Origin of the sequence: Pseudomonas sp. MH10, from assembly GCF_034353045.1 — a bacterium.
Classification (GTDB): Bacteria; Pseudomonadota; Gammaproteobacteria; order Pseudomonadales; family Pseudomonadaceae; genus Aquipseudomonas.
The window spans coordinates 943,857-970,032 of the sequence record NZ_CP133783.1; the positions used below are offsets into that span (position 1 = coordinate 943,857).

Here is a 26,176-nt window from a genome sequence, read left to right on the forward strand (position 1 = left end):
ATAGCACGAGGGGTGAGTGTGCGCAAAGTGAGCTCCGATGTCTGATTTTATAATGGGCAACAGCAGCCCGGACCGCAGCGAATGCGGCGGCACGGGGTAAGGTTTGTTGACTCAGTTGAACTAGGGTCTTATCAGCCTCAACGCAGAGGTTGTTGCGGGTGCCATCGGTATCGCCGAGGCGCCGGGAGCCGCCGCCAGCAAGGTTTGGGTGTAGGTGTTTTGCGGCCGCAAAAGCACCTGTTCCGCCGTGCCGTACTCCACCACTTGTCCTTGGCGCATCACCGCGATGTAATCGCTGATCTGCGCCGCTACGCGCAAGTCATGGGTGATGAACAAAATGCTCAGGTTGAACCGTTGTTGCAACTCGGCGAGCAACTCCAGGACCTGCTTCTGTACCGAGACATCCAGCGCTGAGACGCTTTCATCGGCAATCAGTATTTCCGGGCGCATCGCCAACGCCCGGGCGATACCGATGCGCTGGCGTTGGCCACCGGAAAATTGCCGTGGTTTACGTTTGAGGGCGTCTCGCTTGAGCCCGACTTGCTCTAACAAGTCGCCGGCTTCGGTCCATGCATCCTTGGCCGACAGCCCACGCAGTTGCGCAGCCCGGCCGATAATGTCGCCGACCCGATGCCGTGGGTTGAGCGAACCATAGGGGTCTTGGAAAATCATCTGGATCCGCCGACGATTGGCCGCCAGGGCTGAACCGTTCAAGGCCAGAAAGTCAGTGTCACCGAGCCATACGTGTCCGCTGTCGCTGTCGATCAAGCGAATGGCTGCTTTCACCAGCGTGCTTTTACCAGAGCCCGATTCGCCGACAATTGCCAACGTCTTACCCCGTGGCAACTGCAGCGAAACGTCCTTGAGGGCCGACACCGAGCGACCACCGACAGTGTAGGTTTTGGTCAGGTGCTCAATACGTAGCGCAATTTCGCCGTCTGCACTCGGTGCATGCAGTTCAGGGTGCAGGGCCGGCACAGCCGCGATCAGTTTGCGGGTATAGGGGTGTTTCGGCGCGTGCAGCACTTGATCACGCTCGCCAATTTCCACCAGCACACCGCCTTCCATCACGGCGATTCGGTCAGCTATTTCTGCGACCACGCCGAAGTCGTGAGTGATGAACAAAATGCCGTGCTGGCCGCGGCCGCGCAGGTCCCGCACCAGCTTCAACACTTGAGCTTGAGTGGTCACGTCGAGCGCTGTCGTCGGTTCGTCAGCAATCAGCAAATCAGGATTCATCGCCAGTGCCATGGCAATCACCACGCGCTGGCATTGGCCGCCGGAAAGTTGATGGGGGAAACTGTTAGCGATTCGTGGCGGGTCCGGTAACTGCGTAGAAGCAAGCAGTGCCAGTGTGCGTTCGCGGCGCTCGGCAGCAGGCATCGTTGGCGCGTGAATATCGAAAATTTCTTCGACCTGCTGACCGATGCGAATCGCCGGGTTAAGCGCTGCCATGGGCTCCTGGAAAATCATCGCAATACGATTACCCCGCAGCCGGCGCAATGCGGACTCATCCATGCGGCAAATATCGCTGCCGAGAAAGTCGATGACTCCCTCGCTGTGACGCAGGCCCTTGGCGTAGTCGCCCATGATCGCCGCCGACAATACCGACTTACCGGACCCGGACTCGCCGATCACGCACAGGATTTCACCCTTGCGCACGTCCAGGCTGATACCTTTTACAGCGTGGCTGCGGTCAGCGCCCGCGGGCAATTCAATGGAAAGGTTTTCCACACGCAGCACTTGTTGCTGATTAGGTTGGGGACTCATGCTCAACTCCTTGTGCTTTTCTGGGCGTGTTCGTCCAGACCATCCGCTAGCAGGCTTAGGCCTAGCATCAGGGTGGAGATGGCAATGCAGGGGAAAATCACCAAGTGCGGGAAGGCGATAGCCATGCTCCGGCCTTCGTTGATCATTCCGCCCCAATCCGGGGTGGGTGGCGGCAAGCCGAGGCCAAGAAAACCGAGGGCCCCGATCATGATTGCGGTGTAGCCAATGCGCAGGCAAAAATCGACGATCAGCGGGCCACCACAGTTGGGAAGGATTTCTACCAGCATGATCCTCAGCGGACCTTCGCCTTGGGTGATGGCGCTGAGCACGTAGTCTCTGGAGCGGATGTCGATGGTCAGCGCACGCATGATCCTGAAGATCGCCGGGGCGCTGGTGAACGTGACTGCAATCAAAATGTTCAGCGCCGAGGCACCCAGCGCGATGATGATCACGATGTAGAGCACCAACACCGGAAATGACAACACGGTGTCGGCGACATACGACAGCAAGGCGTCCACCCAGCCACTGAAGTAACCAGCGCACAGGCCCATGGCGATGCCCACCGCGAATGCAGTCAGCGTCGCCAGGATCGACCAGAACAATACGGTTCGGGTGCCCCAGATGAGCCGTGAAAGAATGTCCCGGCCGATCATGTCGGTGCCCAGCAGGAAGCTCATGCCGTTGCTGTCGGGGGTCATGGGTGTCAGCAGCGGAGTGAAACTTTCCAGCGGGTCATGAGGCGCAAGCCAAGGCGCAAACAGTGCCATTAGCACCCAACTGCCTACCAGCAGCAGACCGAGCGCGGCCAAGGGGTGTTTGAACGAGTTAAGAAGGTTCATTGGGCACCTGCGCCAAGACTGCGCAGGGTGATGCGCGGGTTGAGCCAGGTGTACGCCAGGTCCGAGAATATTTTGGTCGCACCGACCACTACGCCGCTGATCATTGCGCACGCTTCGATCAAGTAAACGTCATGGTTCAGCGAAGCGGTGTAGAGCAGCGAGCCGAAACCTTTGTAGGCGAAAAACACCTCGACCACGATGACGTTCGACAGTAGCCACGGGATGTACAACATGATCACCGTGATAGGCGCGATCAGCACGTTGCGCAGGGCGTGGCGCAGTACGATGCGAGTGGTGGATGCACCTTTCAGGCGGGCAGTTCGGATGTAGGGCGCCTGCATCACTTCGACCATGGACGCTCGCGTAATCCGCGCCAGGTAACCGATGCCGAACAGACACAGCACCATCAGTGGCAGTGCCATTTCCACGGCGTTGAAGCCGTCGCTCATGCTGCTGACCCCCGGCAACCAGTTAAGCCAGAAGACGAAGATGGCCGAGACAAACACCGCGCTGGCAAAGTCGGGAATCGAAGTGGTAACGATCGACAAAAACGATACCAGGCGGTCCAGTGCCGAGCCTTGACGAATGCCCGCTAGAATTCCCAGTGTCAGTGCCACCGGCACCATGATCAGCAGCGCCAGTCCGGCGAGCATCAGGGTCTGCCAGAGGCTAGGCAGCAACAGGTCGATCACCGGCTCACGAAAGTGTACCGAGGTGCCCCAGTCGCCACTCACGAAGTCTTTTAACCACACAAGGTATCGTAAAACGAAGGGTTGGTTGTAGCCGTGCTCCGCCAGCCACGCTGCGCGCTGGTCGGCAGCGGAGTAGGGTCCGAGAACATTGATTGCTACGTCCTGGATGTTCAGCTCCAGAGCCAGGAATACGATCGCCGACACCGACAGCAGGGTTGCTACCAGCGCCAATAGCTTGCGCATTAAAAATTCAGCCATGCTCGCACGCTCCGTTAATCAAGGGATGGAGGCTTGCCGCGCCGAGCGGGCAAGCTCAATGAGTGGGCGCCGGAATCAGGCGCTCAACCACACTTCATCCATTGGGTAGAAGTCCGAAGGGTGCACGTTGAACCCGTGTACCTTTTTGCTGGCGGCGGTGAATTTGTCTCCCCAGAACGGCTGCACCATGACGCAAGCATCTTGCAGAATCTGCTCGACGGCTTGCATCGCCACTGCGCGCTGTTTTGGATCGATGATGCCCATGGCGTTGTCCAGCGCGGCATCGAATGCCGGGTCGCTGTAATGGCTTTCGTTCCAGGCCGCGCCGCTGCGGTAGGCCAGCTCCAAGGACATCACGCCCAAGGGGCGGTGGGCCCAATACGTGAGGCTGAAAGCAGCTTTGTCCCAAATCGGCCAGTATTGAGTGGCGGGGATCACTTTGAGGTTGATGCGGATGCCCGCTTCGGCGCAATTCTGCTGCAGGATTTGTGCACAGTCCTGTTCGTAGCGGCCTTGGGTATTGCCGACGATCAGGTCGATATCAATCCCGTTGGGATGGCCCGCTTCGGCGAGCAGCTTTTTGGCGCCTGCCACGTCCCTGGCGCGTTTGGGCAGCGGGAAGTACTCCGGATGGGAGGGGGCAACATGGTGGTCTTCGCCCAAAGTGCCCATGCCGCGATAGGCAATTTTCAGCATTTGTGCGTTGTCGGCGCAGAGCACCACGGCTTTACGAATCCGCAGATCATCGAACGGCTTCTGATCGCAGGCCATGCGCATCACGATGGTTTGCGCCGATTTGCAGGTTAGCAATTGAGCACCCGGCAAGCGTTTGGCCAGGTCGAGCTCTGCGACGGTTACCCGATACAGCACGTCGACCTGGCCTGCTTGCAGTGCGGCCAAGTGGGTGGAAACGTCGGTACCCATGTCGACGTAACGTAATTCATCGAGGTTGGCAGGTTTACGCCAGTAATCGGCACGCTTGGCAAATGTCGCCTGCTTGTTGACCGCGAACGAGACCAGCTTGAACGGCCCAGTGCCCAGCGGGTTTTTTACCCAGTCGTCACCGGCCTTGAAGCTGCGGTGGACAATGGCGCAGGTGAAGGCGTTGAGCATTTGCGGTATCGCCAGTATCGGCCGCTTGAGTATCAGGCGAAATTGAAAGTCGCCCAGTTTTTCAAAGGAGCCGATGTCTTGGAACGCGGTGCGATTGACTGATTTGGAATCGGCAGCAATCCAGCGCTCGATGTTGTGCTGTACGTCCTCGACGGTGAAGGTGTCGCCGTTGCTCCACTTCACGTCTTGACGCAAGTTGAAGGTCCACGTCTTGAGGTCGTCCGACGGGCTCCAGCTCTCGGCCAAGTACGGGTGTGTGATGTTGTCGGCGTCTACCCAGGTCAAGTACTCCAGCGAGTTGCGCAACAGGTTCGAGGCTTCGATCCAGGTGATCAACATCGGGTCTTGGATTTCCTGGATGGCGCAGGCGAATCGTAGGCTGCCGCCCTGACGGGGTGCGATGGCATCGGCGGCGCTGGCCGAGTCAGCGAGCAGCGCAGAACCCACAAACGTGCTGGCGCTGGCGGCGGTAATGCCCAGCAGCGCGGCGGTACGCAGGAACTGTCGACGATTGATCTCGCCGCTTTGGACTTGAGTGCACAGGCTGTTTACGGCTGGATGCGGCAGGGCGCCGTCCAGTGTCATTAAGTCTTTCATATGCCTCTCCGATAACGTGCAAATATGCGTTTTCCGACTGGCCGCAGAGGGGGCTCGCGGCAGACGCGGTCGCTTTTCGATGAACCGAACCGATAAACCGAAACTGTCAGTGGCAGGTGCCGCAAAGGCGCAGACAAGACAGGCGTGAAGCCGGCAGCAAACAAAGGAGCAACGAAATCAGGAGGACGGATGCGGGGTATGGCATGGGGCAGCTCTCATTTTATTTTTATTAGAGATGGCCGCAGTTTTGTCATCTGAGCCACGATGGACAAATGATAAATTCATGGGTGAAACGTTCGATAAATGCATGTTACTGACCGCAATGAAGGCTGCCGCTTGAGCTAGACAGGCCGGACGAGTGAACGCACAGGTGCAAAACCCTGAGCGCGTGGCCCAAAAAAACCCTCGTTCCGTGTGGAACAAGGGGAAAACGAACGGCGTCGAAGGAGGCGTCGACCCCGTTCGGGGGAACTCAACGGGGCAACAGGCGCGAATCGAACGGGTAATCGGAGAGCAATTCGATACCGTTTTCGTGGATGTAGATTTGCTCTTCGAGCTTGACGCCTTCGCCGCCGGCATCGTGACCGATATAGCTTTCTACACAAATGGTCATGCCCGCTTCGAACACGCCGTTGTAACCCAGCGCATCAATGTCCTCGCGGTGCACTACGTAGGGGTATTCACCGGTCATGCCAACACCGTGGGCCAGGGCGAAATAACGGTTGGCCTTGTAGTTGTCAGGAATCTTCCATGCCAGCTCTGCGTACTCCTTGAAACTGCGCCCGGCCTTGAGCATTTCCATGTTGGTCTGCACTTGCTCGTAGGCCAGTTTGTACAGTTCCTGCTGCTTGGCGGTGGCTGCTTGTTCGCCGCAAAGGAAGGTTCTTGAGAAGTCTGCGTAGTAACCGAAACGCCCGACGACATCGGTGTCCAGCGCCACCAGATCACCAGCCTCAATGGGCCGGGTGCTGCATTCCTGAAACCATGGGTTAGTGCGCGGACCGGAGGAGAGAAGGCGGGTTTCCACGTAGTCGCCATCGGTGGCGATCACGTGTTGGTGCAGGTGCGACCACAACTCGTTTTCTGTAATGCCAGGGGTAAGTTTGCTTTCCATCAAGCGCACGCCCGCTTCAGTTGCACGCAGGCTGGCACGGATCATCTTCAACTCGTTAGGCACCTTGATGCAGCGGGCCCGCTCCAACGGTTCCTGAGCGTCGAACACCTGGTAGCCGAGCTTCTGCAGTTCGAACGCAGCCGCCGACGTCGCGCTTTCGATGGCAATACGTTTGCCGCCCCCACATTTACGTACCAAGTCGTCAATTTCGGCGGCCCAATCGGCGGTGACGTTGCTCAAAAAACTGTCGCAGAAGTAATAAGAAATGGCTTTGGCCGGACGCACTTCGTCGACGGTGTTGAGTAACTCCGCCAAGTGCAGGCAGCCACCAAATTCGAATATGACTACCGGACCTTCCGCCGGAATAAAGGCATAGCGTGCCGGGTTGCGTGCTGAGTACACCTGCATGTTGCGCGAGCCGGTGGCGTAGCGCATGTGGGTGGGGTCGAACACTACGCAGGCGGCGTAATCGCGCTTCTTCAGCTCATTGCGCACCCGTTGCAGGCGGTCGAGTTGAATCTGTTGGATCTCGTCATAGGTCGGTTCACAGTCGGCGGGGTTACGGTTTGGGCCGGACAAGCTCATCGGGTATTCCTCACGGGGCACGTAGTGGGTTTTTTATAGAGGTTTTGGGGTTGAATCAGTCGAGCAACTGGTCGCTGCGTACCAAGTTGCGTTCGGCCTGTAGATGGGCTTCGGACAGTCGTCCGTAAAGCTGCTTGGTGCGTTGGGCGCGACCGACGATTCCGGGCTTTTCGGAATAAGCAAAAATCGCCGTATTGCGCTCGGTGGGACCTTGCACTTTGGTGACTCGGTGCACGGAGAAGCGCCCTTTGAAAATCTGCAAATCGCCGGGGTTGAGGTCCAGTTCCTGCACGCGGCTGTGGTCTTCGCCGCGTACTACTTTGCCCACCGCGCCGAGGTTTTCCTGGGTGCGCGAACGGATCATCGGTGCGTATTCGAACAAGCCACCGGTTTCTGGCTTCTGAGTCATCATGCTGACGATGAATTCGTTAGTGTCGAAGTGCCAAGGTTGTTCGGTGCCATGGGGCATGACGTTGATCACCAGGCCAGCGAACGGGTCGGCGTACTCGAAAATCTCTGGCTCGTTCAGGCAGGCGCCGATGAAGCGCTTCATTATGGGTGACACGTACAAGCGATGGATGATTGCGTCTGGGGCGATCATGTCTCGTGTCACGAAGCCGCTGGTGCGCTCCATGAATGTGCGTCGCGGGTCATCTTGGGGCAGGGTGGGGTCGTCTTCGGTGAAATAGGCATTGACCTTGCGCACCGAATAAAACGTCTTGCCCGACAGCGCCTGTCCTTCGGCACGTGCCTGTTCCAGCGCTTGCGGCCGCAGGAAGTTCTTCAGCAAGCAGCAGCCATCCTCGGCCAATTCAGCGCGGGCGTGCTCGATCAGTGCCTGCAATCGGACATGGCCCGAATCATGTATGGGGTACAACTCAGTATTAATGATGTCGCTGATATCGCCCACTTCGGCGTCGGCAAGTTGAAGACTCATGCAGGGCTCCTGGAACTATCAATACACGGGGTATTTTGGGAGTGGCTTAACCACTGTTTTGCGTGGAGTCGATAGTTGCTTAACGAGGTGAGAAGTGGAAATTACAAGTTGTGATCGAATCCATCGGCGGGTGCGATAGTTATGTCAGGCGAATTGGATGGGACCTTACTTAAAGTTTTTGTCGCGATTATCGAGTGCCGCGGATTCTCTGCGGCAGCTGAGCGCTTGCATAAAACCCAGTCGACCATCAGCCAGAGTTTGCAGCGCCTGGAAGAAATCGTCGGCACGCCCCTGGTCCAGCGCACCAGTCGTTCAGTTAGCCTGACGCCTGGCGGCGAGACCTTTCTGATATACGCCCGGCAAATCCTCAAACTCCACGGCGATGCGATCAACGCAGTGCACCTGCCCAACGAGCAAGCGTGTGTTCATGTGGGTATGCCGGAGGATTACGCGCAATTTTGCCTCGCACAGGTGTTGCAGGACTTTCAAGAGCAGTTCCCCCTGGTGCGGCCAGACATTTGCTGCGAAATGTCCACGGCGCTGGTCGGCCGTTTGCAACGCGGCGAGCTGGACTTGGTGCTGGGCGTGCAACACACCAACATGCAGCAAGGCGAATACCTGTGTGACGAGCCACTGGTGTGGGTGGCTGCCGGGGATTGGCGCTGTGATACCCACGAGTCCGTGCCGTTGGCCGTGTATGCGGAGGGCTGTGCTTTTCGCGCCAACGCCGTTGGTGCACTGGCCGAGGCGGGGCGGCCGTGGCATGTGGTGTATACCAGCCAAAGCCCGCGTGGCATTGCCATCGCCATCGAACAGGGGCGTTCAGTGGGAGTTACTGCGCGCCGCTTGGTGCCTGCCGGCTGGCAAATTCTGGACGAGGCACAAGGCTTCCCGCCCATCGAACCCGCGAGGTTGATGTTCTGGCGTTCTGCCCAGTGTCAGGAGTTGGCAGTCACGGCGCTGGCAGATATCTTGTGGCGCCAGTTGGGCCGTTCAGAGTTGTCGGCCCAGCGCGGACTCGCCGCGTTGACGACCAGCCATCAGCCGCAGCAGTAATACGCTGGCCGCTACCGAACAGACAATCCAGCCATGTACCCAGCTGAACTGTCCCGTAGTTTGCAGTATCCAGCCGCACAGCCCGTTGGCGGTGGCACTGGCCAGTCCATAGCCGACCATGCTCAGGCTCACCACTTGCAGGCTCTGCACCGGGTTCAACCGTGCGCTGAGGTAGGCCGCCATCAAGCCCCATGCCGGAAAATAGAACAGCGCGAACAGTCCGGCTGCCAGCCACGTCAGTTCCAGATTCGGCCGCCACAGCAAGGCGATCATTGCCAGGCCGAACGCGCTGATGCTCAAGGCCATGACTCGCAGCGCGCCCCATCGATCCGCCAATGAGCCCAACAACAAACCGCCTACCGCCCCGCCGATACCGATCAGCGTCCACAGCGATCCAGTGGTTTGTGCGCTGGCGCCCAGCTGTTCGCTGACAAACGCCGAGAGAAAATTCAGGAAGGGTCCGCTGATCCCGCCAACACAGGCGCTAAGCACGAGTATGTGCCGCGCCACCGGGTATTCCAGGCACAGGTGCAGCCATTGCTTGAGTTCCCGCCACAACGACGGCTTGCGCTGAGGCTTGTCGCGTTGGTCCGCTGCCAGTGGTGCCAGCGCCCAAAACGTTGCTACCGTAACGATCAGCGTCAAGCCTGCGCAGATAAACCAAAAGTGCGTCAGGGAGATGCCCTGCAACAAAGCGATCAGCAGTCCATTAAGGCAAATCGCAAACGCCGCCCCCGATGACGCCAGACCCAGCACGCGGCTTCGGTGGGAGACAGGGATTACCTCGCCCACCAATGCTGCAATGGCATTCCAGTTCGATACGGCGCAGGCCGAGATCAGCGCCAGGCACAGTGCGAACGGTATGACCCATGGCGTGGCAACCGCTAAAACCATCAACACCGGGCTTAACGCAATGGTCAAACGCACCATATTGCGAGGGCTGATCCAGGCCGCAGCGATGCCACTGACGAGAGATGCGCCCATATAGAACAGTTGCAGCAGCGCGGCGATGAAGGCGGCCTGGCTATAACTTAGCCCGAAGACTTGGCGGATCTCGGGTAATAGAGCCGAATACAGAAAAATACTGAAACCGTGGGTGGTGGCGTTGCACGCGGTAAAGATAACTGCCAGCACACCGATACTTCTTGCCGGCGAGTTAATGGGCATTGGCATGTGTCTGACTCGATAAGGTTGGATGTACCACGTGCAGGCAAAGCTTTAATCTTGCCGAGAATAAACGCGAGGAGATAACAGGCTAACTGTTGAACTTAGACTAGCGTTTATATAATAAAAATCGCCAGTGCTTAATTGTCATGGTTGCACTGCGAAATACTCATGCTACTTATGCGTGAGCGACAATTATTGGTCTCAAACCGACGCCTCGAGCCTAGGATTTGTCCCGGCCATGATTAATGATGGGAAACAGTGCTGCTTAAAGCCGTACTGATGGCAGCCTTGTGGCTGCGGCCAACACAAAAATGCATGTTACTCAGAAAATTTTCTGCGGGGTGTGGGATGCTTGGCATTCGTCAGCCGATGCGGAAGTATCTTTAATGAAACGCAAAATGCCCGCGCTGAACGCACTCAAAGCTTTCGAAGTGGCCGGCAGTACGGGCAGTTTTACCCGCGCTGCGGAATTGTTGAACGTCACGCAAAGTGCCGTCAGCCGCCAGGTTCGTCAGCTTGAGGAGCAGTTGGGCGAGAACTTGCTGGAGCGTCGTCACCACCATTTGGAACTGACCAGTGCGGGCCGGGTTTTGCTGCGAGCGCTGCATCAGTCCTTCGATAAGATCGAGCTGACGGTGCGTAGCATTCAGGAGAAATCCCACGCCAATCGCTTGCACATCAATGCACCGCCGACGTTCACCAATCGCTGGCTGATGCCTCGCTTGGGCAGGCTGCGCGAGCGGCATCCGGAGTTGGAATTGAGCATCACCACGCGCCTACAGGACAGTCTGGCCGAGACCAGCACCCTGGATTGTGCGATCCGTTTTGGCGACGGCGAATGGGACGGGCTGGACAGCTCGCTGCTGATACAGGAGCGGCATATCGCCGTGTGCTCGCCGACCTTGTATGCGCGGGAGTGGAGCGAGCGCGGCATCGACCTGAATCGCTTGACCCTGCTGCATGTGCTGGCCCGGGAAGACCAGCGTTATTTGACCTGGAAGCACTGGCTGGACGCCGCGCGCATCAGCGGTGTCGACACACAAGGCGGTTACGAATTCGACCTGCTGGACCTCGCCATCCGTGCGGCCACCGATGGTTTAGGCATCACCATTGCCGACTGGCACATGGTCGCTTCCGAACTGGCCAGCGGGCAATTGACCCAAGTGCTTAACGTGCATGTCGACGGGCATCAATCCTATTGGCTGGTGACCCGCCCGGAGCAGACGTCGTTGCCCCAATTACAGCTATTCAACCAATGGCTGCAAGAAGAGATCTGGTTGGCGCAACGTCAGTTGGAACCCTCTAAAGCGGTGCCGTCAGCCGTCTGAAGGGTAACGTAAGGGGTAACCTGCGTTTTACGAATGTTTTAATGCTCAATAAATCGTTTGTTCAACCCGGCGCGGATGACAAGACTGCGGTGACTGGATAAAAACAACGATGGGCGATTGACATGCGATTAGAGCGAAACTTTGTAAACGGCCACTTCATTGAACCGACCAGCGACGCATCGATCGCGGTGTACAACCCCGCGACCGAAGCCTTGGTCGGTCATGTAGCCGCCGCCACTGCCAGCGAAGCCATTGCAGCAGTAGATGCCGCCGCCGCTGCTCAGAAAGGTTGGGGCAAGCTCGCCAGCATTGAGCGCGCCGACCACCTGCGTGCCTTCGCTGATGCCCTTGATGCCTGTGCCGAAAGCATCGGTGCTGCCTTGGCCAGCGAGTCCGGCAAAAGCGTGGCCGACGCCAGCAACGAAGCCCGTTATGCCGCGCAGATCACCCGCTACCACGCTGAATGGGCTCGCCGTATCGAAGGCGAAATCATTCCCAGCGACACCCCGGACGAAAACATCTTTTTGCACCGCGAACCGATCGGCGTCGTGGCCTGCCTTATTCCGTTCAACTACCCGGTTTACACCTTGCTGCGCAAAATCGCCCCGGCGCTGATTGCCGGCAACACCGTGGTAGTGCGCCCGAGCAACAACACGCCGACTTCAGCCTTTGAAATCGCCAAGGCCGTCCAGCAATCCGGCATGCCAGCAGGCGTGGTGAACATCCTGACCATGGACCACGCCACGGCATCGTCCTTGTGCACCCACAAATCGGTCGGGATGATCACCTTGACTGGCAGCGTCAACGCCGGGCGAGTGGTGCTGGACTACTGCAAGACCAACATCGCCAAACCTTCTCTGGAGCTGGGCGGCAAAACTCCGGCGATCATCGAAGCAGACGCTGACCTGGAAAAAGCCGCCAGCGACATTATCGCCTCCAAGACCACTCATTGCGGCCAGCTGTGCACGGCAGTAGAGCGCGTCTACGTGCAAGAAAATGTCTACGACGAATTTCTGGCTTTGCTCCGAACCAAAATCAAGGCGGTGAAAATCGGTGACCGCAGCACCGACGCTAGACTGATGGGGCCCCTGGTCAGCGCCAGTGCCCAGCAAAACATTCATGCCATGGTTGAGCGCGCCATTGCCGACGGTGCTGTATTGGAAGCAGGCGGCGTGCTGCCGCAAGGCAAAGGCCATTTCTATCCGCCGACCCTGCTCAGCGGTTGCCGTCAGGACATGGAAATCGTTCAGGAAGAAATCTTCGGCCCAGTGCTACCCGTACTCAAGTACCGCGACATCGACGAAGCGTTGGCCATGGCCAACGACCACCAATTTGGTTTGTCGTCGGTGCTGTACACCGAGAACTACCGCACCACCATGAAAGTGGCCAACGCCATCGAGTCCGGTGAGCTGTACATCAATCGCACCCCGGCCGACCCGTATCAGGGTTACCACGCTGGCTGGAAACGCTCAGGTCTGGGCGGTGATGACGGTAAACACGGCATGCTCGAATTTACCCAGACTCGATTAGTCGTGATGAAGTTTTAAGGTCAGCTACAGGCTTCAAACGCCACGTTCAGCGCCAACCGTTTTTAGTTCGCAGCTAGCCGCTTGTGGCCGTTTCTATACCGCTTACCGCTTCACCTAAAACAATAATTATCAGGGCACCTGGATCACCAGGACGCCCGAGGTCACACAGATGTCCAAGCATGCATCCACTGCTGCCGCTGTTCAGAATTCGGCGTTAAAAGGCCGCAGTGACAAGGCCAGTCGTTATATCCAGTTGTCGTTGTTGGTACTTGCCGCAGGTGCGATCTACCCGATCCTGTACCTGCGTCAGGTTTACCAAACCACCATGCTCGACGTGTTCCACATCAGCCACAGTGAGTTGGGGTACCTGTATTCGATGTTGGGTACGATCTTTCTGCTCAGCTATCTGCCCAGCGGCTGGTTGGCCGACCGGATTGCACCACGGTTTTTAATCTTCTTTTCGCTGGTCGCTACCGGCGCATTGGGCCTTTGGTATTCAACCGCACCGTCCATGACCGGCCTGATGATTATTTTTGGTTGCTGGGGGCTGACCACCGGTTTGACCTTTTGGGCTTCGGTGCTCAAACGCGTAAAAATGATTGCCCACCACACTGAACAGGGCCGCTTCTTCGGCATCCTTGATGGCGGTCGCGGCTTGGTAGAAGCGCTGTTGGCCACCATTGCCCTTGGGCTTTTTGCCTTCGCCACCGAGACCCGCGGCGAGTCGGCAGCCGAAGGTTTCAAACACGTCGTTTATCTGTACGCGTTTATCTGCATCGCCATCGGTTTTGCACTGGTGCTGATCAAAGATCCAAAGGCGCTGGTTGAAACCGCAGCGGAGCAGAAAGGCAGCTTCAACCTGCTCTCGGACTTGGCTACCTTGGTCAAAATCCCGGAGCTGTGGCTGGTAACTGCCATTGTGTTTTGCGGTTATCACATCTTCTGGGCCACCTATAGCTTCTCCGATTACCTGCAAGGCAACGGTATGACTGCGGTCATGGCGGGGACCATAACCACCATCAAGTTATGGATGCGGCCCATTGGTGGTATTGGCGGAGGTTTGCTCGGCGACAAGTTTTCCAATATCTCGGTACTGATCGTGGCGCTGGTGCTGGCGACCTTGGGGATGGCGGGCTTGATAGTGTTCCCGGGGCTGAACAGTCTGGCACTGCTGATCGGTACGGTGATTTTCATTGGCCTGATGACCTATGCCATCCGCGGCTTGTATTGGGCCATTCTCGACACCTGCGACATCCCGCTGCGTATCACCGGCCTCGCCATCGGCATTGTTTCGGTGGTGGGGTATCTGCCAGACACCTTCATTCCGCTGATCAATGGCTACCTCACCGAAAATTTCCCCGGTGCATTCGGTTACCAGCTTTATTTCGGCTATATCGCCTTCGTCGGCATGCTCGGGACCTTCGCGGCTCTGGGATTGCGCGCGCGTATCAATCGTAAATCCTTGAACCAGACTGGTGCCTGAGATGAAAATCGTCGCCCTTGAAACCCATATCGTTGCCGTACCTCCACCGCACATTGGTGGCATGTACTGGTTGTTCGTCAAAATCAAAACCGATTGCGGTATCGAAGGTGTTGGCGAGATATACGCTGCGACCTTCGGCCCCAAAGCCATGCTGCCGATCATCGAAGACGTATTCGAACGCTACTTGCTCAACCATGACCCGCACCACATTGAGCGCTTCTTCCGTCAGGCCTATTCCAGCGGGTTCACCCAGCGTCCGGACCTGACCATGATGGGCGTGGTCAGCGGCCTGGAAATGGCGTGCTGGGACATCATCGGCAAAGCAGCGAACAAACCGGTTTACGAATTACTCGGCGGTAAGGTCAATGAACGCCTGCGTTCCTACACCTACCTGTATCCGGTCAACAGCAAGGGCGAGTACGACTACGATGACCCGGACCTGGCGGCTGAATGCGCCATCGAAAACATGAACAAAGGTTTCACCGCGCTGAAGTTCGATCCGGCCGGCCCTTATACCGCGTATTCCGGCCACCAGATCTCCCTAGAAGTGTTAGAGCGCTGCGAAACCTTTTGCCGCAAAATTCGCGAAGCGGTGGGCGATAAATGCGACCTGTTGTTTGGCACCCACGGGCAAATGGTGCCGTCCTCGGCGATCCGTCTGGCCAAGCGCCTGGAAAAGTACGACCCATTGTGGTTCGAAGAGCCAGTGCCGCCGGGTCAGGAAGAGGCCATGGCGCAAGTCGCGGCCAAGACCAGCATCCCCATTGCCACCGGCGAACGCCTGACCACCAAGTATGAGTTCTTCAAGGTTTTGCAGACCGGTGCCGCCTCCATTTTGCAGATGAACGTCGCCCGCTGTGGCGGCCTGCTGGAAGCCAAAAAGATCGCGAGCATGGCCGAAGCCTATTACGCGCAAATTGCACCGCATCTCTATAACGGCCCCATTGGCGCGGCAGCGAGCTTTCAACTGGCTACCTGCACGCCGAACTTCCTGATCCAGGAAAGCATCATGACTTGGGGTGGATTCCATGCCGAAATCCTGACCAAACCGCTGCAATGGGAAGACGGTTACATCATCCCGTCCACCGAGCCGGGCCTGGGCGTGGAGTTGAACATGGACGTGGTGCGCAAGCATTCGCCCTACACCGGCGAGCGCCTGCACCTGCAAATGGCGGCCGCTCCCGCCGACGTTAAAGACACCTCCCCGGCCAGGGGCTGAGAACCACCCCCGCCTTTAAATGGGCGGGGCATGGCACCTGATGCGGGTGCTTTAAAACGACTTACGCGGTAACCGTACATGACTTATGACTACATCATCGCTGGCGCGGGCGCCGCAGGTTGCATCCTCGCCAACCGGCTTTCAGCGTCGGGCAAGCACACCGTGTTGCTGCTGGAAGCGGGCGGCAAAGACAGCTCTTTGTGGTTCAAGATTCCGGTTGGCTTCGCCAAAATGTATTACAACCCGACCTTCAACTGGATGTACTACAGCCAACCGCAAAAGCAATTGAACAACCGTGAAATCTACGCGCCACGGGGCAAGGTGCAGGGTGGGTCGGGCTCGATCAACGCCATGATATTCGTTCGCGGCCAGGCCCACGACTTCGACGATTGGGCAGCCAACGGCAACGAAGGCTGGGGTTTTAAAGACGTACTGCCGTACTTCCGCAAACTGGAAAATCACCCACTCGGCGACAGCGAATACCACGGCGGTAGTGGTCCTATCAGCATCACGCCGATGAAGGGGCAGACCCATCCCATTTGCGATGTATTTCTCAAGGGCTGCGACGAACTGGGGTATCCCCACAGCGACGACTTCAACGGCCCGACATTTGAAGGTTCAGGCATCTACGACGTCAACACCCGCAAAGGCCAGCGCTGCTCCAGCAGCTTTGCGCATTTGCACCCTGCATTGAGCCGACCTAACTTGACTGTAGAGCTTCACGCATTGGTTGATCGGGTGATATTCGATGAAGCGCAACAGCGCGCCACCGGGATTTCCGTGACCCAGAACGGCGTGGTTCGCACGTTCACGGCCAACAAGGAAGTGATCCTCTGTGCCGGTGCCGTGGACACACCAAAGATTCTGCAATTGTCGGGCGTGGGTGATCAGGCATTATTGGCCAAACATGCGATTCCCTTGGTCAAGCACCTGCCAGCGGTAGGCCAGAACCTGCAAGATCACCTGTGTGCCAGTTACTACTACAAGGCCAATATCCCAACCCTTAACGACCAACTCAGCTCGCTGTTCGGTCAGTTCAAACTGGGCTTGAAGTACCTGCTGACTCGCAAAGGCGCACTGGCCATGAGCGTCAACCAGGCGGGCGGTTTTTTCCGCGGCAATGAGGCTCAGGCCTACCCCAACCTGCAGTTGTATTTCAATCCGCTTTCGTATCAAATTCCAAAAAACAACAAGGCAAGCCTCAAGCCAGAGCCGTATTCAGGCTTCCTGTTGTGCTTCAACCCATGCAGACCTACCAGCCGTGGAGCAATCGAAATTGCGTCCAAAAATCCACGGGACGCAGCGCTTATCGACCCGAACTACCTGAGTACACAAAAAGACATCGACGAAGTGATTCAAGGCAGTCGGCTGATGCGTAAAATCATGCAAGCGCCAGCGCTCAAAGGCATCACCGTCGAAGAAGTACTGCCGGGGCCAGCGGTCGAAAGCGATGAACAGATGCTGCAGTACTTCCGTGAAAACAGTGGTTCGATTTACCACCTGTGCGGGTCCTGTGCCATGGGCGCGGATGAGCACAACTCGGTGGTAGATAAGGAATTGAAGGTTCATGGGATTAAAGGATTGCGGATTGTCGATGCTTCGATTTTTCCTAATCTGACTTCTGGAAATACCCATGCAGCGGTGTTGATGGTGGCAGAGAAAGGTGCGGATTTGATATTGCGGGGGGCGTGAGTTTTTTGCCGCCAAATTTGATACGCATCTCAGACATGATGGCAGCTGACCGTGTGCTGAAACTGGTCGACTACGAAGTCTACCGGTTTGGGGGGAGAGGAGCTTAGCAAGCCTGGCGCTAAAACCATGCTCATCGAGTTTTACCGGTCGATCTTCAAGTGGTATTCGCTGCTGCAAAATGGTTGAGTCAGAAACTGATTCTGCGAGTATTTGTAAAGCAGCTCCGCGTTAAAATACTGAGCCAAGGGACGCCGAATGATGGTCTCAGAAGTATATTCCGAGCATTTGAGGGTGCCCTCAAGCTGATAATTCAGGTGGGGACGCAGCCTTGATTGAGCTAGCAAAGTTTTGCTAAAGCTTAACCCTTCAAGTCGCAACTATTACAGCATTCGCTATTCGGACTAATGAAGCCCGGCTGAAAACCGTGGTTGACGACCTCAGGACCCAAAGGCTGCCTGTTTTGTGGAGGAACGCGCACACCCTCGAGAGGAGGACTTTGCCTTTCTTGGGAAGGTTCTCAAAATCACTAAAAGTGTCGGGCCTAAGGTTGCCGGAAGATACTGAAAAAAGGGGTAGGGCTGTAGGCCAGAACAGCAATGGTTTTTTGCCGAATACGGTGAACGTTTCCACAGCACGCGAGTGATGGTTAGGTGAGGGGATGGACGTCGCTATTCAAAGACTTTCTGTTTGAGAGCTGTACGTCCGGCCGGTGCTGATTGGTGAATGTGAGCCGTTGACATAACTTAAAATGTCGAGGCTCAGATGCACTACTTCAATTTGATCCATACGCATTCATCGCCCCGGCCATGCTGAAAAACTCAAACGGAGAAGTACGGTCATGGCACATGCAAGCACGAGAAGCCGTGAGGTTGCTGATTTGCCGGGATTTCGGGGGTTTGTGAAATCGGGTGCGTAGGTTAGTGGAAACAGACAACAGCGCGGCGGAAGACGGGCAAAGATACGCTATTTAACAAGTGGGCGATGTCAGATGTTCATAAGTCTACAAAAGGGCTGTCAGAGCTAGCTAAGCGGTCGATCAGTAGAAAGATGTGTTCATCGATGTGTGTTCATGATTGTTGAGCCGACACTGTGAGCGAGCTGTTTCCGAGTGTTCGCTCATGCATTCTGATCTCCCGTTGTTTGGCGTTGGGAGGACAGTAAGCGAACGCAAGAGAGGGGGATTAGACGGGTAAATCGGCAAGAGTTTATGCGAGGAAACATCGCAAAAAACGTCGCAGTCGAATCCCCCCTTTAAGCTGCTCAAGAAGATATCTGACATAACACATGATTGGTGGTGTGTTTCCTGAAGGTCTTGAAGGGTAGCCGCCTATATGGGCAGCTGACCGGTCACGGATTCAGCATCTAGTGCGACCAATGTGCGAAGTGGCAATCCTGTCACTTCACAGGCGACTTCTTCTGACGGATCTTGTTGTCGCGCTCAATATCCAGTTGGTACAAGATTCGGTCAGCCAGGCGAAATGGCAGCTTTTCGGAAACGACCTCATGCATGGCGTCCAAGTAGTCGAAATAGATCGTTGACGATTTTTCAACGTAGGCGCTGAGCCTTGTCTTTACGACGGGCTTATCTGGGTAGCTTTTGTGAGTAGGGCGGAGCATCCGAAAGGCTCGCTCGTCAATGATCTGGAACACATCTGGGTTCACGAATCGAAGGATAGTGGAAGCCATGGGCAGGCGGATCCCTGAGGATACGAGTAGCTTGCCGAGCACATCCTTGGCTTCTCTGTGCTGCTTCGCTTTAAGGTGGCCTACAGCCTTGAGCTCTTTCAGCAGTGAAGTATCGAGTTGCGGATAGCGATCCAGTTTCCATAACACGATTTCCAGCAGTGTCTGCTCGGTCAACTGCGTCGCGTCAAGGCCATCGAGCTTTTTGGTGAGCTCAGGCTGGTAATCATACTGATCCAAGAGCACGCTGGGATCGTCACCCCAAACGTCCTGGTGTTGCTTGATGAAGTCTTCCATACCATGCCCCCATACGTGCTGTTGAGCTCAAAAGCCTAATGCCCATCATAGTGATGGCCTCCTGCCTTTTCGATAGCCTGGATTTCATGGGGCGGGTATTTGATCGCGAGGTCTGGGAAAGGGCACATGTCATCTACGCTGCGAGCCTGAGGCGTCAAGTCAGCGAGGTGTTCAATGCATACGTGCACAAAACCCGGAAGAATAAGCCAGTCAGGATCATGCCTGCACGTATCGGTCAGGCGTCCCATCAAATACTCCTCGATGCCCCCAGCAGAGACGTGAGGTTCTACGATCAGGGTTGGCTATCGAACTGCGTTCCAGGTTACGGAGCCATTTAGTCTGAAGCCTACAGCGGCAGCTGGTTGCGCAAGAGCACGGTATGGAAACGCTCGAAGAAAATCTCCTTGCCCACGATATTGGCGTGTGATCGTTTAGCAGCTTCGGGCCAAACTTTCGTAGACAGACAGAATGGCCGCTATCGGCCAAAGCGGTCAGTCGGGTATCTACGAAACCTGGGGCGATTCAGTCCGTCTAGCTGCAACCAGGTCAGTTTGCAAACCACTGCATGGCGACCCGGAATATTGTCGACTAATTGATTACCATTGAAGTATCGAGCCCGAGTCAAAAATTACAAATGGGTTGGAGTTGGTGGACGATGCAATGTAATATCAGGCGTATGAAAAGAACTCTATTGTATTAAACCGGGCAATTGCTAATTTTTAAGTTATTTTTTTGCCGGTCTTTAAATTAAATTGCTTTTGAAGGTCGGTGTAGTCTCTCCTGTTTTTCAGGAGTTAAGGAGTGGTGGCTTGAGTAAGCTTGAGAATATATATAAAAATGGTCTTGACGAGTTTGTTATCAAGGTGGATAGGGTTACAACTCAAAGGGTCGATACCATAGAAGCATCATTTGAGTATTTGGATCCCGATTATCAGGACTATTTTTCTGACGTTTTTGAGATTGAACAGCTTCTCAATGGTCTAGCAAAAGCCCGTAATGGCGAAATGGCCTCAATTAAGGGAACAAAATCCGGAGTTTTAGATATTACTTCCGCCAACCTTGCGTTCAACAAAAGTGATCGCTCGTTAGGCGGCCAAATGCCTATCGATACTACATTTGATCACTTTTTTCTAGACGCTTTTACCGTAATTGAGAATGGCGAAAGGAAAAGGCATAAACGAGATATTTCAATTGGCGAGGCCGAGAACTGTATTTTGGGCGTCCTGAAAAAAGACCCAGCTCTTATTAGGCAGCTCGATGCCAGGGTGTTTGAAGTTGCTGTATCAGCAGTGCTGAGAGATATCGGGTTTTATAGGGTGGAGCTTAGTCGTTTCTCTAAAGACGGTGGTACAGACATACTCGCGTTTTATGTAGAAGGTGGTGTAAATAAAACTGTAGTCGTAGAGGTGAAGCGGCATAAAGATAATGTAGGAATCGGAGTCGCTGATCGTCTATTTGGGGTCCAACACCGCGATAAGCGCGATAAATCATTACTTGTAACGTCTTCCGCTATAGCGAAAGGGGTTGTAGAAAGCTATAGCGCGCATACAAAAACCATGAGCTTCATGGATTTTGCAAAACTTTCAGAATTGCTACAGAGGGACTCAAGCTGGTCACAGTCACCTTCTGGGCTTTGGACTCAAGCGGCACCTGTCACCGAAAATCAAAGCCTAATATAAGCGAACTGTCATCAGTAATGCGGTAATAGCTTTTGCCGATGCGACTTCGACCACTCCCGCTTGTGTTGCTGCGCAAGGTGTGGCTGTTGGTGACCGATTGATGTGTGGCAACGCGCTTAATAAGAGTTCTGGTGAAGCCATTTGAAACAGAAAGCCCAGCGAGTGGCCTCTTTGATTCAGTCTTCAGGCAGGACAGATTTGCCATTGATCCCGCCGTCGTTGGCTACATTTATCGCGCGTGCTGATCCGCCACCACCTACACTCAACTCGTCTAGCCACCTGCTTGAAAATCAACGGAGAGGGTTAAATGACCAATTTCGCAGGCAAGCGAAGAAGGGCAGGCCTGGCAGTCTTGCTGGGTGTCGCTGCCGTTGTTTTGACCAGCTGCAATTACGGACATCGGCCGTTTCAGCAGACGCCATTGCAACACATGCACGACCTATCGAACGTCGACGTGGAAATGGATGATTTTGGCAATTTCTGGGATCGCACAAAGGCGGAAAGTATCCTCAATGCTATCGATGACAGCGCGGCAAACTCCAATGTGGTCGTGCTGCTGTTTGTCCATGGCTGGCATCATAACGCAGCCGACGACGACACCAACCGCAACGACTTTCACATTACCGTTAAGGCGATGGATGACAAGCTCAAGGAAAAGATTTACCAGGACGCCAGAACGACGTTGAAGATCGGCGGAGATGTAAAGGTCGTGGGTGTCTATCTTTCCTGGCGAGGCGAGTCGCTCCCTGGTTTTCTGGATTACTCAACTTTCTGGGGACGCAAGGCTGCCGCGGAGCGAGTGGGGGATGGTGCGGCGCGGGAGTTTATCTTCCGCCTCAACGAGATATATAAAAAACGTAACCAAAGTGATCAGCAGCATTTCATGGGCCTGGTCAGCATTGGTCATAGTTTTGGTGGGCAGGTGCTTTATAAATCCGTCGAGGCATACTTGGAAGATAATTTCCTGCTGCACGAGGGGCAACCGGCCCAGATGCCAGTGGCCGGCGTGGGCGATGTCGCCGTGCTGATCAATCCAGCGTTTGAGGCAGCACAGTTCGATCGCCTGCGAGCTTTGCAGTCCAGATACACTTACAGCCCGGCACAGACACCTGTGTTGCTGGTGTTTTCAGGGGAGGGGGATTGGGCGCGGCAATGGTTCTTCCCGGTCGGGCGGCGCATCAGTGCCTGGTTCAGGCCGGCATTTTCAAGCGATGAGAAAAAAGCTGAGTGGATTACGGCATTGGGTGAGTACGAACCACAACGAACGCATTCGCTGAAGTTACAGCCCAATACGGCTTCCTATGAGTTTTCGAAAGATTATTGCCGGCAGGCTTTGGGTTTTGACCTGACTAACCCTGGTGTTCCGTTTGCCGATGCAACCTTAGCCGCATTGCCTGGCCGCAGCAAACAGTTCAGCCCGTTTGTGGTCGCCTACAGTGAGAACGAGTTGATAGAAGCGCACAACGGCATCTTCAAGGGGGACTTTCGCAGGTTCCTGATCGATTATGTTGCGTTGCTGGAGGGGAAGCGGTTATGCCTGAAGGCTCAGTCTTTTTCACCTTCAATAGTGGGAGGGTATGGTCCGACCTATTAATCCTGCATCAGCTTCTATCTAACGATACTTTCTCGCTTGGTGTGGCCGAGAAGTATTTGTACTGTTCTGATGATTTTGTTCTGCGACGGATCAGTGAAGCTTTGGTCCGGCGCATCGTATAGGCGGCATAAGGCACTGGTTCGAGGCCAATGGAAGTCACGCATTGGCATGTGGAAAGGTGTTCCGGAATTTTAGCCGACTTGGAAATAAGAAGTCCTCATTTCTGAGTCGAGCCTGTCGTAGACATCCCTCCACGGCGCGTCTGCGCAGTGATCTCGACTCGGACAGGCCGTCGAGTCTTTTGCTGCATTACCATTGCCCTCGCTGCCGGCAGCAGTCGGCCAATTGCAGTCGGCCAATTGCGGACGGTCGATGGCCGCGGAGAACCGCTATTAATGACCATCAGCTTAATCTATCCCTCGGCTGTCTACTGCGTTTACCTCCTCATTGAGTAAATAATTCCAATCCTAATTTATCGAGAATATCAACAATTGAATGAGCAACTGCCACTTCTGCCTGATCTTTAAGACCGCCCACATGAAGTCCAACAACCTTGTGTGTTGCGGGGTTTATCCAAACACTCCCTGAATCGCCTTGATCACTAATTATCTGCTCGCCACCAGGTACGGGTGTAATGCAAAAAGCTTTGAGAAAATAAGTTTGGTTGTTCAGACTTGGATATACCATTGGAAGATCCTTGCTTGGATAAGCTTCTATTACTCCGTGCGTTTCTTTTGTGGCAGCGCCGTACTTAACAACCGGTATTCCGGCCCTTGGCTGTTCTACACCTACAATAGAAAACCCAAGATTTAATATTTCACTAGAGCATGAGATCCCTTCGTTCAATACAGCAAATCCAAAGTCGTAACCGGTCACTGGCTCAAGCATTGACACGGTAGTGGCAACGTCTCTGGCACTTCTTGGTTGCTGAATTGTCTCATTCCCCCAAGCTAAACTGCCCTCCAAGACATGCCAATTGCTAACCAAACCTACGCGGCCTAAGTTATCCTTAGCAAAGAAGCCAAGGGTTCCAGCGGTTTGCCTAGAAAAGTTTCCTATTAGTGCCCCAGATATTAATGGATTCAAAACGTCATAGCTGTTGCTGTGTGGGTAATATATGCGCTCTATAACGTCACACCTGATGCCGTTTATACTTTTTGGTAAGATGTGATCCTTTAACAGCCTATCTAGAGATATTTTATTGGGTACGTGAAAGCGAATTCCAAATTTTTTAATCTTTTCCCTTTTTTATAGACGTACCCATAATCTACGCCAATAGAGGCTGGGTAACTCCTTGCCAGTGCAGACGCGATTTCCAGGCATTTTTGGATATGCTTACTAATCATGAACCCTCCTAGAGAGTGCCTTGACGTAAAGGCATATTGATACTATAGCTTAGTTTGTATTTTAAAAATCGCAAGGTGCAAGAGATCGGAAATGTTCAGATAGTTGGTGTGTCAGTTGATTGCAACCTATCAATAGGGGACGACCTATGAATCACTCTAAATCAATAAGCACTACTTTTTTTGTTGTCTTGGCGTTTGCTAAAACTTGCATAGGTGCAGAGCCAGCGCAGACCGTGGCGACTTGGGATGAGTCATGCCCTATTGAAAAATTAGACCGCACCGCTCAATCCTTTGGTGTGGCTGTAGCAGCTATCCTTATACCAAAGGCGGCGGAGGCTGCCGTAGATGCAGTTGGCGCGGCTATAAAGGCTTCCGCCGACACAAGTACCATTATCAGAGCATCACAGCCTGTTTATTCTAAATTTTACAAAGTTACTCCGCTCGGGGAAATTGTCTCAAATAAAAAATGCCTTATAATTCGTAAAGGGATCTATAGTGCAAGTGATTTCAGTATTTTGGATGGGGCCCGAAGTCTTGGGGCTATGAGGCCAAACGATCAAATGTATTTCGAGTTGAGGCTTGAGCAAGACCCAATTGACAAAAAATTTCTGCGATTTAGACCAGTGTATGCAAATATAAAGGAGTTTGAGGACTCCAGCTTCTGGACAAAAAGCAGGCGTGTAGACCTACAAATAACATTAAAGTCAATGTATGCTGAACAAAATTTTGGCTCAATCACAATATTTTTTACAGATGTTACGAAAGGGTATGAGTTAAAAGTCAATGACCCGCGACTAACCTTCCTCACTAGCGATTCATTTGCTGCTCCTCAGTTAAACGATGTTAGCGCAATACAGGCCGCACAAGCGAAGAAGGGGAAAGATCGTGTTGATGCCATTTCATATATTGACAATGGAGGTGTAACAAACGATTTTGAATACAATAAAGATGTAGTAAGCGTGTACTCAGTAAACGGTGCTCGCGACAACTTAATAAGTTACTGCAAGTCACTTAAGGCATCAAGCATAGATTCACTTTGCTCCGGATGGGAGTTACAGCGACCTGAGAGGGACAAGCTTATTAAAGTTTTGTCGAATGCAGAGAAAAGCGATGATTTGAAAGTTAGAAGAATTAGATGGGCTAAGGAAGTTTGCAAAGGGTATGTCTCTAAAAATGGACCGCGATCTTGCTTTGGTGACGATCAGAAAGCTGACTATCCTCAAGCAGGATATATTTCTACAGTAGGCAGCATTAGCCATACAAGAGAAGCAAACAAATTTGGAGTCGCCCTAGCAAATGTAATTAGTACCTCCGCAGGAGATCTCGGTAAAGCCGTGGGAGATCAATTGCCCGAGGCCAGGAAAAAAACCGCAGACGCTGCTGATTCGGTCAAAAGGGGGCAGACTCAAGACGTAATAACCTCAAGTGCTCAGCTAGAAATATCTCAAAATATTTTGGACACAGCGCTTAAAAATAGTGTTTCCACTTCCGATGATACCATTCTCCAGTACCGCTTAGATGTTCTGAAAGCAAAGATAAAAGTCAATAACGCATACTATGATGCGGGGCTGACTCCGCCGTATTCGGAATATGAGTAATTTCATATTTCCTCGTGATTCTCAGTCGCACAAGATCAACATAAAGGTCGGCCCACGCAGAAAATCGCTTGAAAATTTCAATTAGCTTTCTGCTTTAAGCGTGACATCGAGCTAATATCCAATAAGGATGCTGCCGTTTCATCGTTCAAATTCTCAGAAGTATCTGTACCCCGTTGCCAAATCCGGCAACGGGGTGTGCGTGGCAAGCGTGCCTAGTCCGACGATGCCTATGAGATTCCGTACAGCCTGTCGCGCGTGGGGTGCTCAACTTGAAAGCATATGACGGGGTCGTTTCGGCCCACAGCGGTCCACAGCGGCCGGTGGCGACGGGCCAAAACCGGCCAAAAGCGGATGTCCTCACGCGGTCTTGAGTGAGATGCAATGCAGGTCAAGGCGCAGGTGGCTTCCTGCGTTGACTGCGAGATCACCGCCGAAACCCAGATGCACGTCGTCCGGTTGCTATCCAAGGCCAGCGCGCAGTTGGGTATGAAGGCTCCGATTGCGTGACAACCCAGTGGCCGGCGACTGAATCATCACCGTTGGTCTTCCTGCCTTTGAGGGTGCGTGTTCTCCGCCGCCCTGTGCTAAACCTACATGTGT

18 protein-coding genes and 1 pseudogene are annotated in these 26,176 nt (G+C 54.4%); 9 read left to right on the plus strand and 10 right to left on the minus strand.

Translation table 11 applies throughout. The features are described 5' to 3' along the window. Positions 1-120: 120 nt before the first annotated feature. From RHM59_RS04305 to RHM59_RS04330, 6 genes are all read right to left on the minus strand, one after another. Positions 121-1,770 carry an ABC transporter ATP-binding protein gene (locus RHM59_RS04305; protein WP_322286035.1) on the minus strand — a complete coding sequence of 550 codons (1,650 nt, stop codon included), beginning with the start codon at positions 1,768-1,770 and terminating at the stop codon, positions 121-123. Positions 1,771-1,772: 2 nt separating this feature from the next. Beyond that, entirely contained in the window at positions 1,773-2,609 is an 837-nt protein-coding gene (locus RHM59_RS04310) for an ABC transporter permease (protein WP_322170379.1), read from the minus strand. After that, positions 2,606-3,559, minus strand: coding sequence for an ABC transporter permease (locus RHM59_RS04315; protein WP_322286036.1), 954 nt, complete (start codon positions 3,557-3,559; stop codon positions 2,606-2,608). Before RHM59_RS04315 ends, RHM59_RS04310 begins: the two co-directional genes overlap by 4 nt. A gap of 75 nt (positions 3,560-3,634) precedes the next feature. Further along, a complete protein-coding gene (locus tag RHM59_RS04320) occupies positions 3,635-5,269 on the minus strand; it encodes an ABC transporter substrate-binding protein (RefSeq protein ID WP_322286037.1) in 1,635 nt (544 codons plus the stop codon). Positions 5,270-5,741: 472 nt separating this feature from the next. After that, positions 5,742-6,968, minus strand: a complete 1,227-nt coding sequence (locus RHM59_RS04325; protein WP_322286038.1) for a Xaa-Pro peptidase family protein — start codon at positions 6,966-6,968, stop codon at positions 5,742-5,744. A 55-nt stretch (positions 6,969-7,023) separates the two neighbouring features. After that, complete coding sequence (locus RHM59_RS04330; RefSeq protein ID WP_322170368.1) at positions 7,024-7,905, minus strand: phytanoyl-CoA dioxygenase family protein; 882 nt, start codon at positions 7,903-7,905, stop codon at positions 7,024-7,026. Between the two features lie 141 nt (positions 7,906-8,046). On the opposite strand from RHM59_RS04330, the gene RHM59_RS04335 reads away from it, so the two are divergent. Then, on the plus strand, positions 8,047-8,961 hold the full coding sequence (locus RHM59_RS04335; protein WP_322286039.1) for a LysR family transcriptional regulator: 915 nt from the start codon (positions 8,047-8,049) through the stop codon (positions 8,959-8,961). On the opposite strand, the gene RHM59_RS04340 is transcribed toward RHM59_RS04335, so the two are convergent. Continuing rightward, positions 8,899-10,134 carry an MFS transporter gene (locus tag RHM59_RS04340; RefSeq protein ID WP_322286040.1) on the minus strand — a complete coding sequence of 412 codons (1,236 nt, stop codon included), beginning with the start codon at positions 10,132-10,134 and terminating at the stop codon, positions 8,899-8,901. The genes RHM59_RS04335 and RHM59_RS04340 overlap by 63 nt on opposite strands. A 380-nt stretch (positions 10,135-10,514) precedes the next feature. Between RHM59_RS04340 and RHM59_RS04345 the strand changes: the two genes are divergently transcribed. From RHM59_RS04345 to RHM59_RS04365, 5 genes are all read left to right on the plus strand, one after another. Continuing rightward, on the plus strand, positions 10,515-11,456 hold the full coding sequence (locus RHM59_RS04345; RefSeq protein ID WP_322170358.1) for a LysR substrate-binding domain-containing protein: 942 nt from the start codon (positions 10,515-10,517) through the stop codon (positions 11,454-11,456). A gap of 122 nt (positions 11,457-11,578) precedes the next feature. Beyond that, on the plus strand, positions 11,579-13,003 hold the full coding sequence (gene aldA, locus RHM59_RS04350) for an aldehyde dehydrogenase (protein WP_322286041.1): 1,425 nt from the start codon (positions 11,579-11,581) through the stop codon (positions 13,001-13,003). 151 nt (positions 13,004-13,154) lie between these two features. Further along, positions 13,155-14,468: an MFS transporter gene (locus tag RHM59_RS04355; RefSeq protein WP_322286042.1), complete on the plus strand. Its 1,314-nt coding sequence runs from the start codon at positions 13,155-13,157 to the stop codon at positions 14,466-14,468. A gap of 1 nt (position 14,469) precedes the next feature. Continuing rightward, positions 14,470-15,687: a mandelate racemase/muconate lactonizing enzyme family protein gene (locus tag RHM59_RS04360; protein ID WP_322170350.1), complete on the plus strand. Its 1,218-nt coding sequence runs from the start codon at positions 14,470-14,472 to the stop codon at positions 15,685-15,687. Positions 15,688-15,765: 78 nt separating this feature from the next. Next, positions 15,766-17,379, plus strand: coding sequence for a GMC family oxidoreductase (locus RHM59_RS04365; RefSeq protein WP_322170346.1), 1,614 nt, complete (start codon positions 15,766-15,768; stop codon positions 17,377-17,379). A 1,395-nt stretch (positions 17,380-18,774) separates the two neighbouring features. On the opposite strand, the gene RHM59_RS04370 is transcribed toward RHM59_RS04365, so the two are convergent. Further along, complete coding sequence (locus RHM59_RS04370; protein ID WP_322286043.1) at positions 18,775-19,359, minus strand: hypothetical protein; 585 nt, start codon at positions 19,357-19,359, stop codon at positions 18,775-18,777. 809 nt (positions 19,360-20,168) lie between these two features. On the opposite strand from RHM59_RS04370, the gene RHM59_RS04375 reads away from it, so the two are divergent. Then, positions 20,169-21,038: a restriction endonuclease gene (locus tag RHM59_RS04375; RefSeq protein ID WP_322286044.1), complete on the plus strand. Its 870-nt coding sequence runs from the start codon at positions 20,169-20,171 to the stop codon at positions 21,036-21,038. A 307-nt stretch (positions 21,039-21,345) separates the two neighbouring features. Then, the gene (locus tag RHM59_RS04380) at positions 21,346-22,632 is read left to right on the plus strand and encodes a hypothetical protein (RefSeq protein WP_322286045.1); all 1,287 of its coding nucleotides are present in this window, start codon (positions 21,346-21,348) and stop codon (positions 22,630-22,632) included. 14 nt (positions 22,633-22,646) lie between these two features. Here the strand turns inward: RHM59_RS04380 and RHM59_RS04385 are convergent. Beyond that, a pseudogene (locus tag RHM59_RS04385) lies at positions 22,647-22,960 on the minus strand (integrase); the annotation flags it as partial. A gap of 116 nt (positions 22,961-23,076) precedes the next feature. Next, positions 23,077-23,508, minus strand: a complete 432-nt coding sequence (locus tag RHM59_RS04390; protein ID WP_322286046.1) for a hypothetical protein — start codon at positions 23,506-23,508, stop codon at positions 23,077-23,079. A gap of 616 nt (positions 23,509-24,124) precedes the next feature. Between RHM59_RS04390 and RHM59_RS04395 the strand changes: the two genes are divergently transcribed. Continuing rightward, the gene (locus RHM59_RS04395) at positions 24,125-25,576 is read left to right on the plus strand and encodes a hypothetical protein (RefSeq protein ID WP_322286047.1); all 1,452 of its coding nucleotides are present in this window, start codon (positions 24,125-24,127) and stop codon (positions 25,574-25,576) included. Positions 25,577-26,176 lie beyond the last annotated feature (600 nt).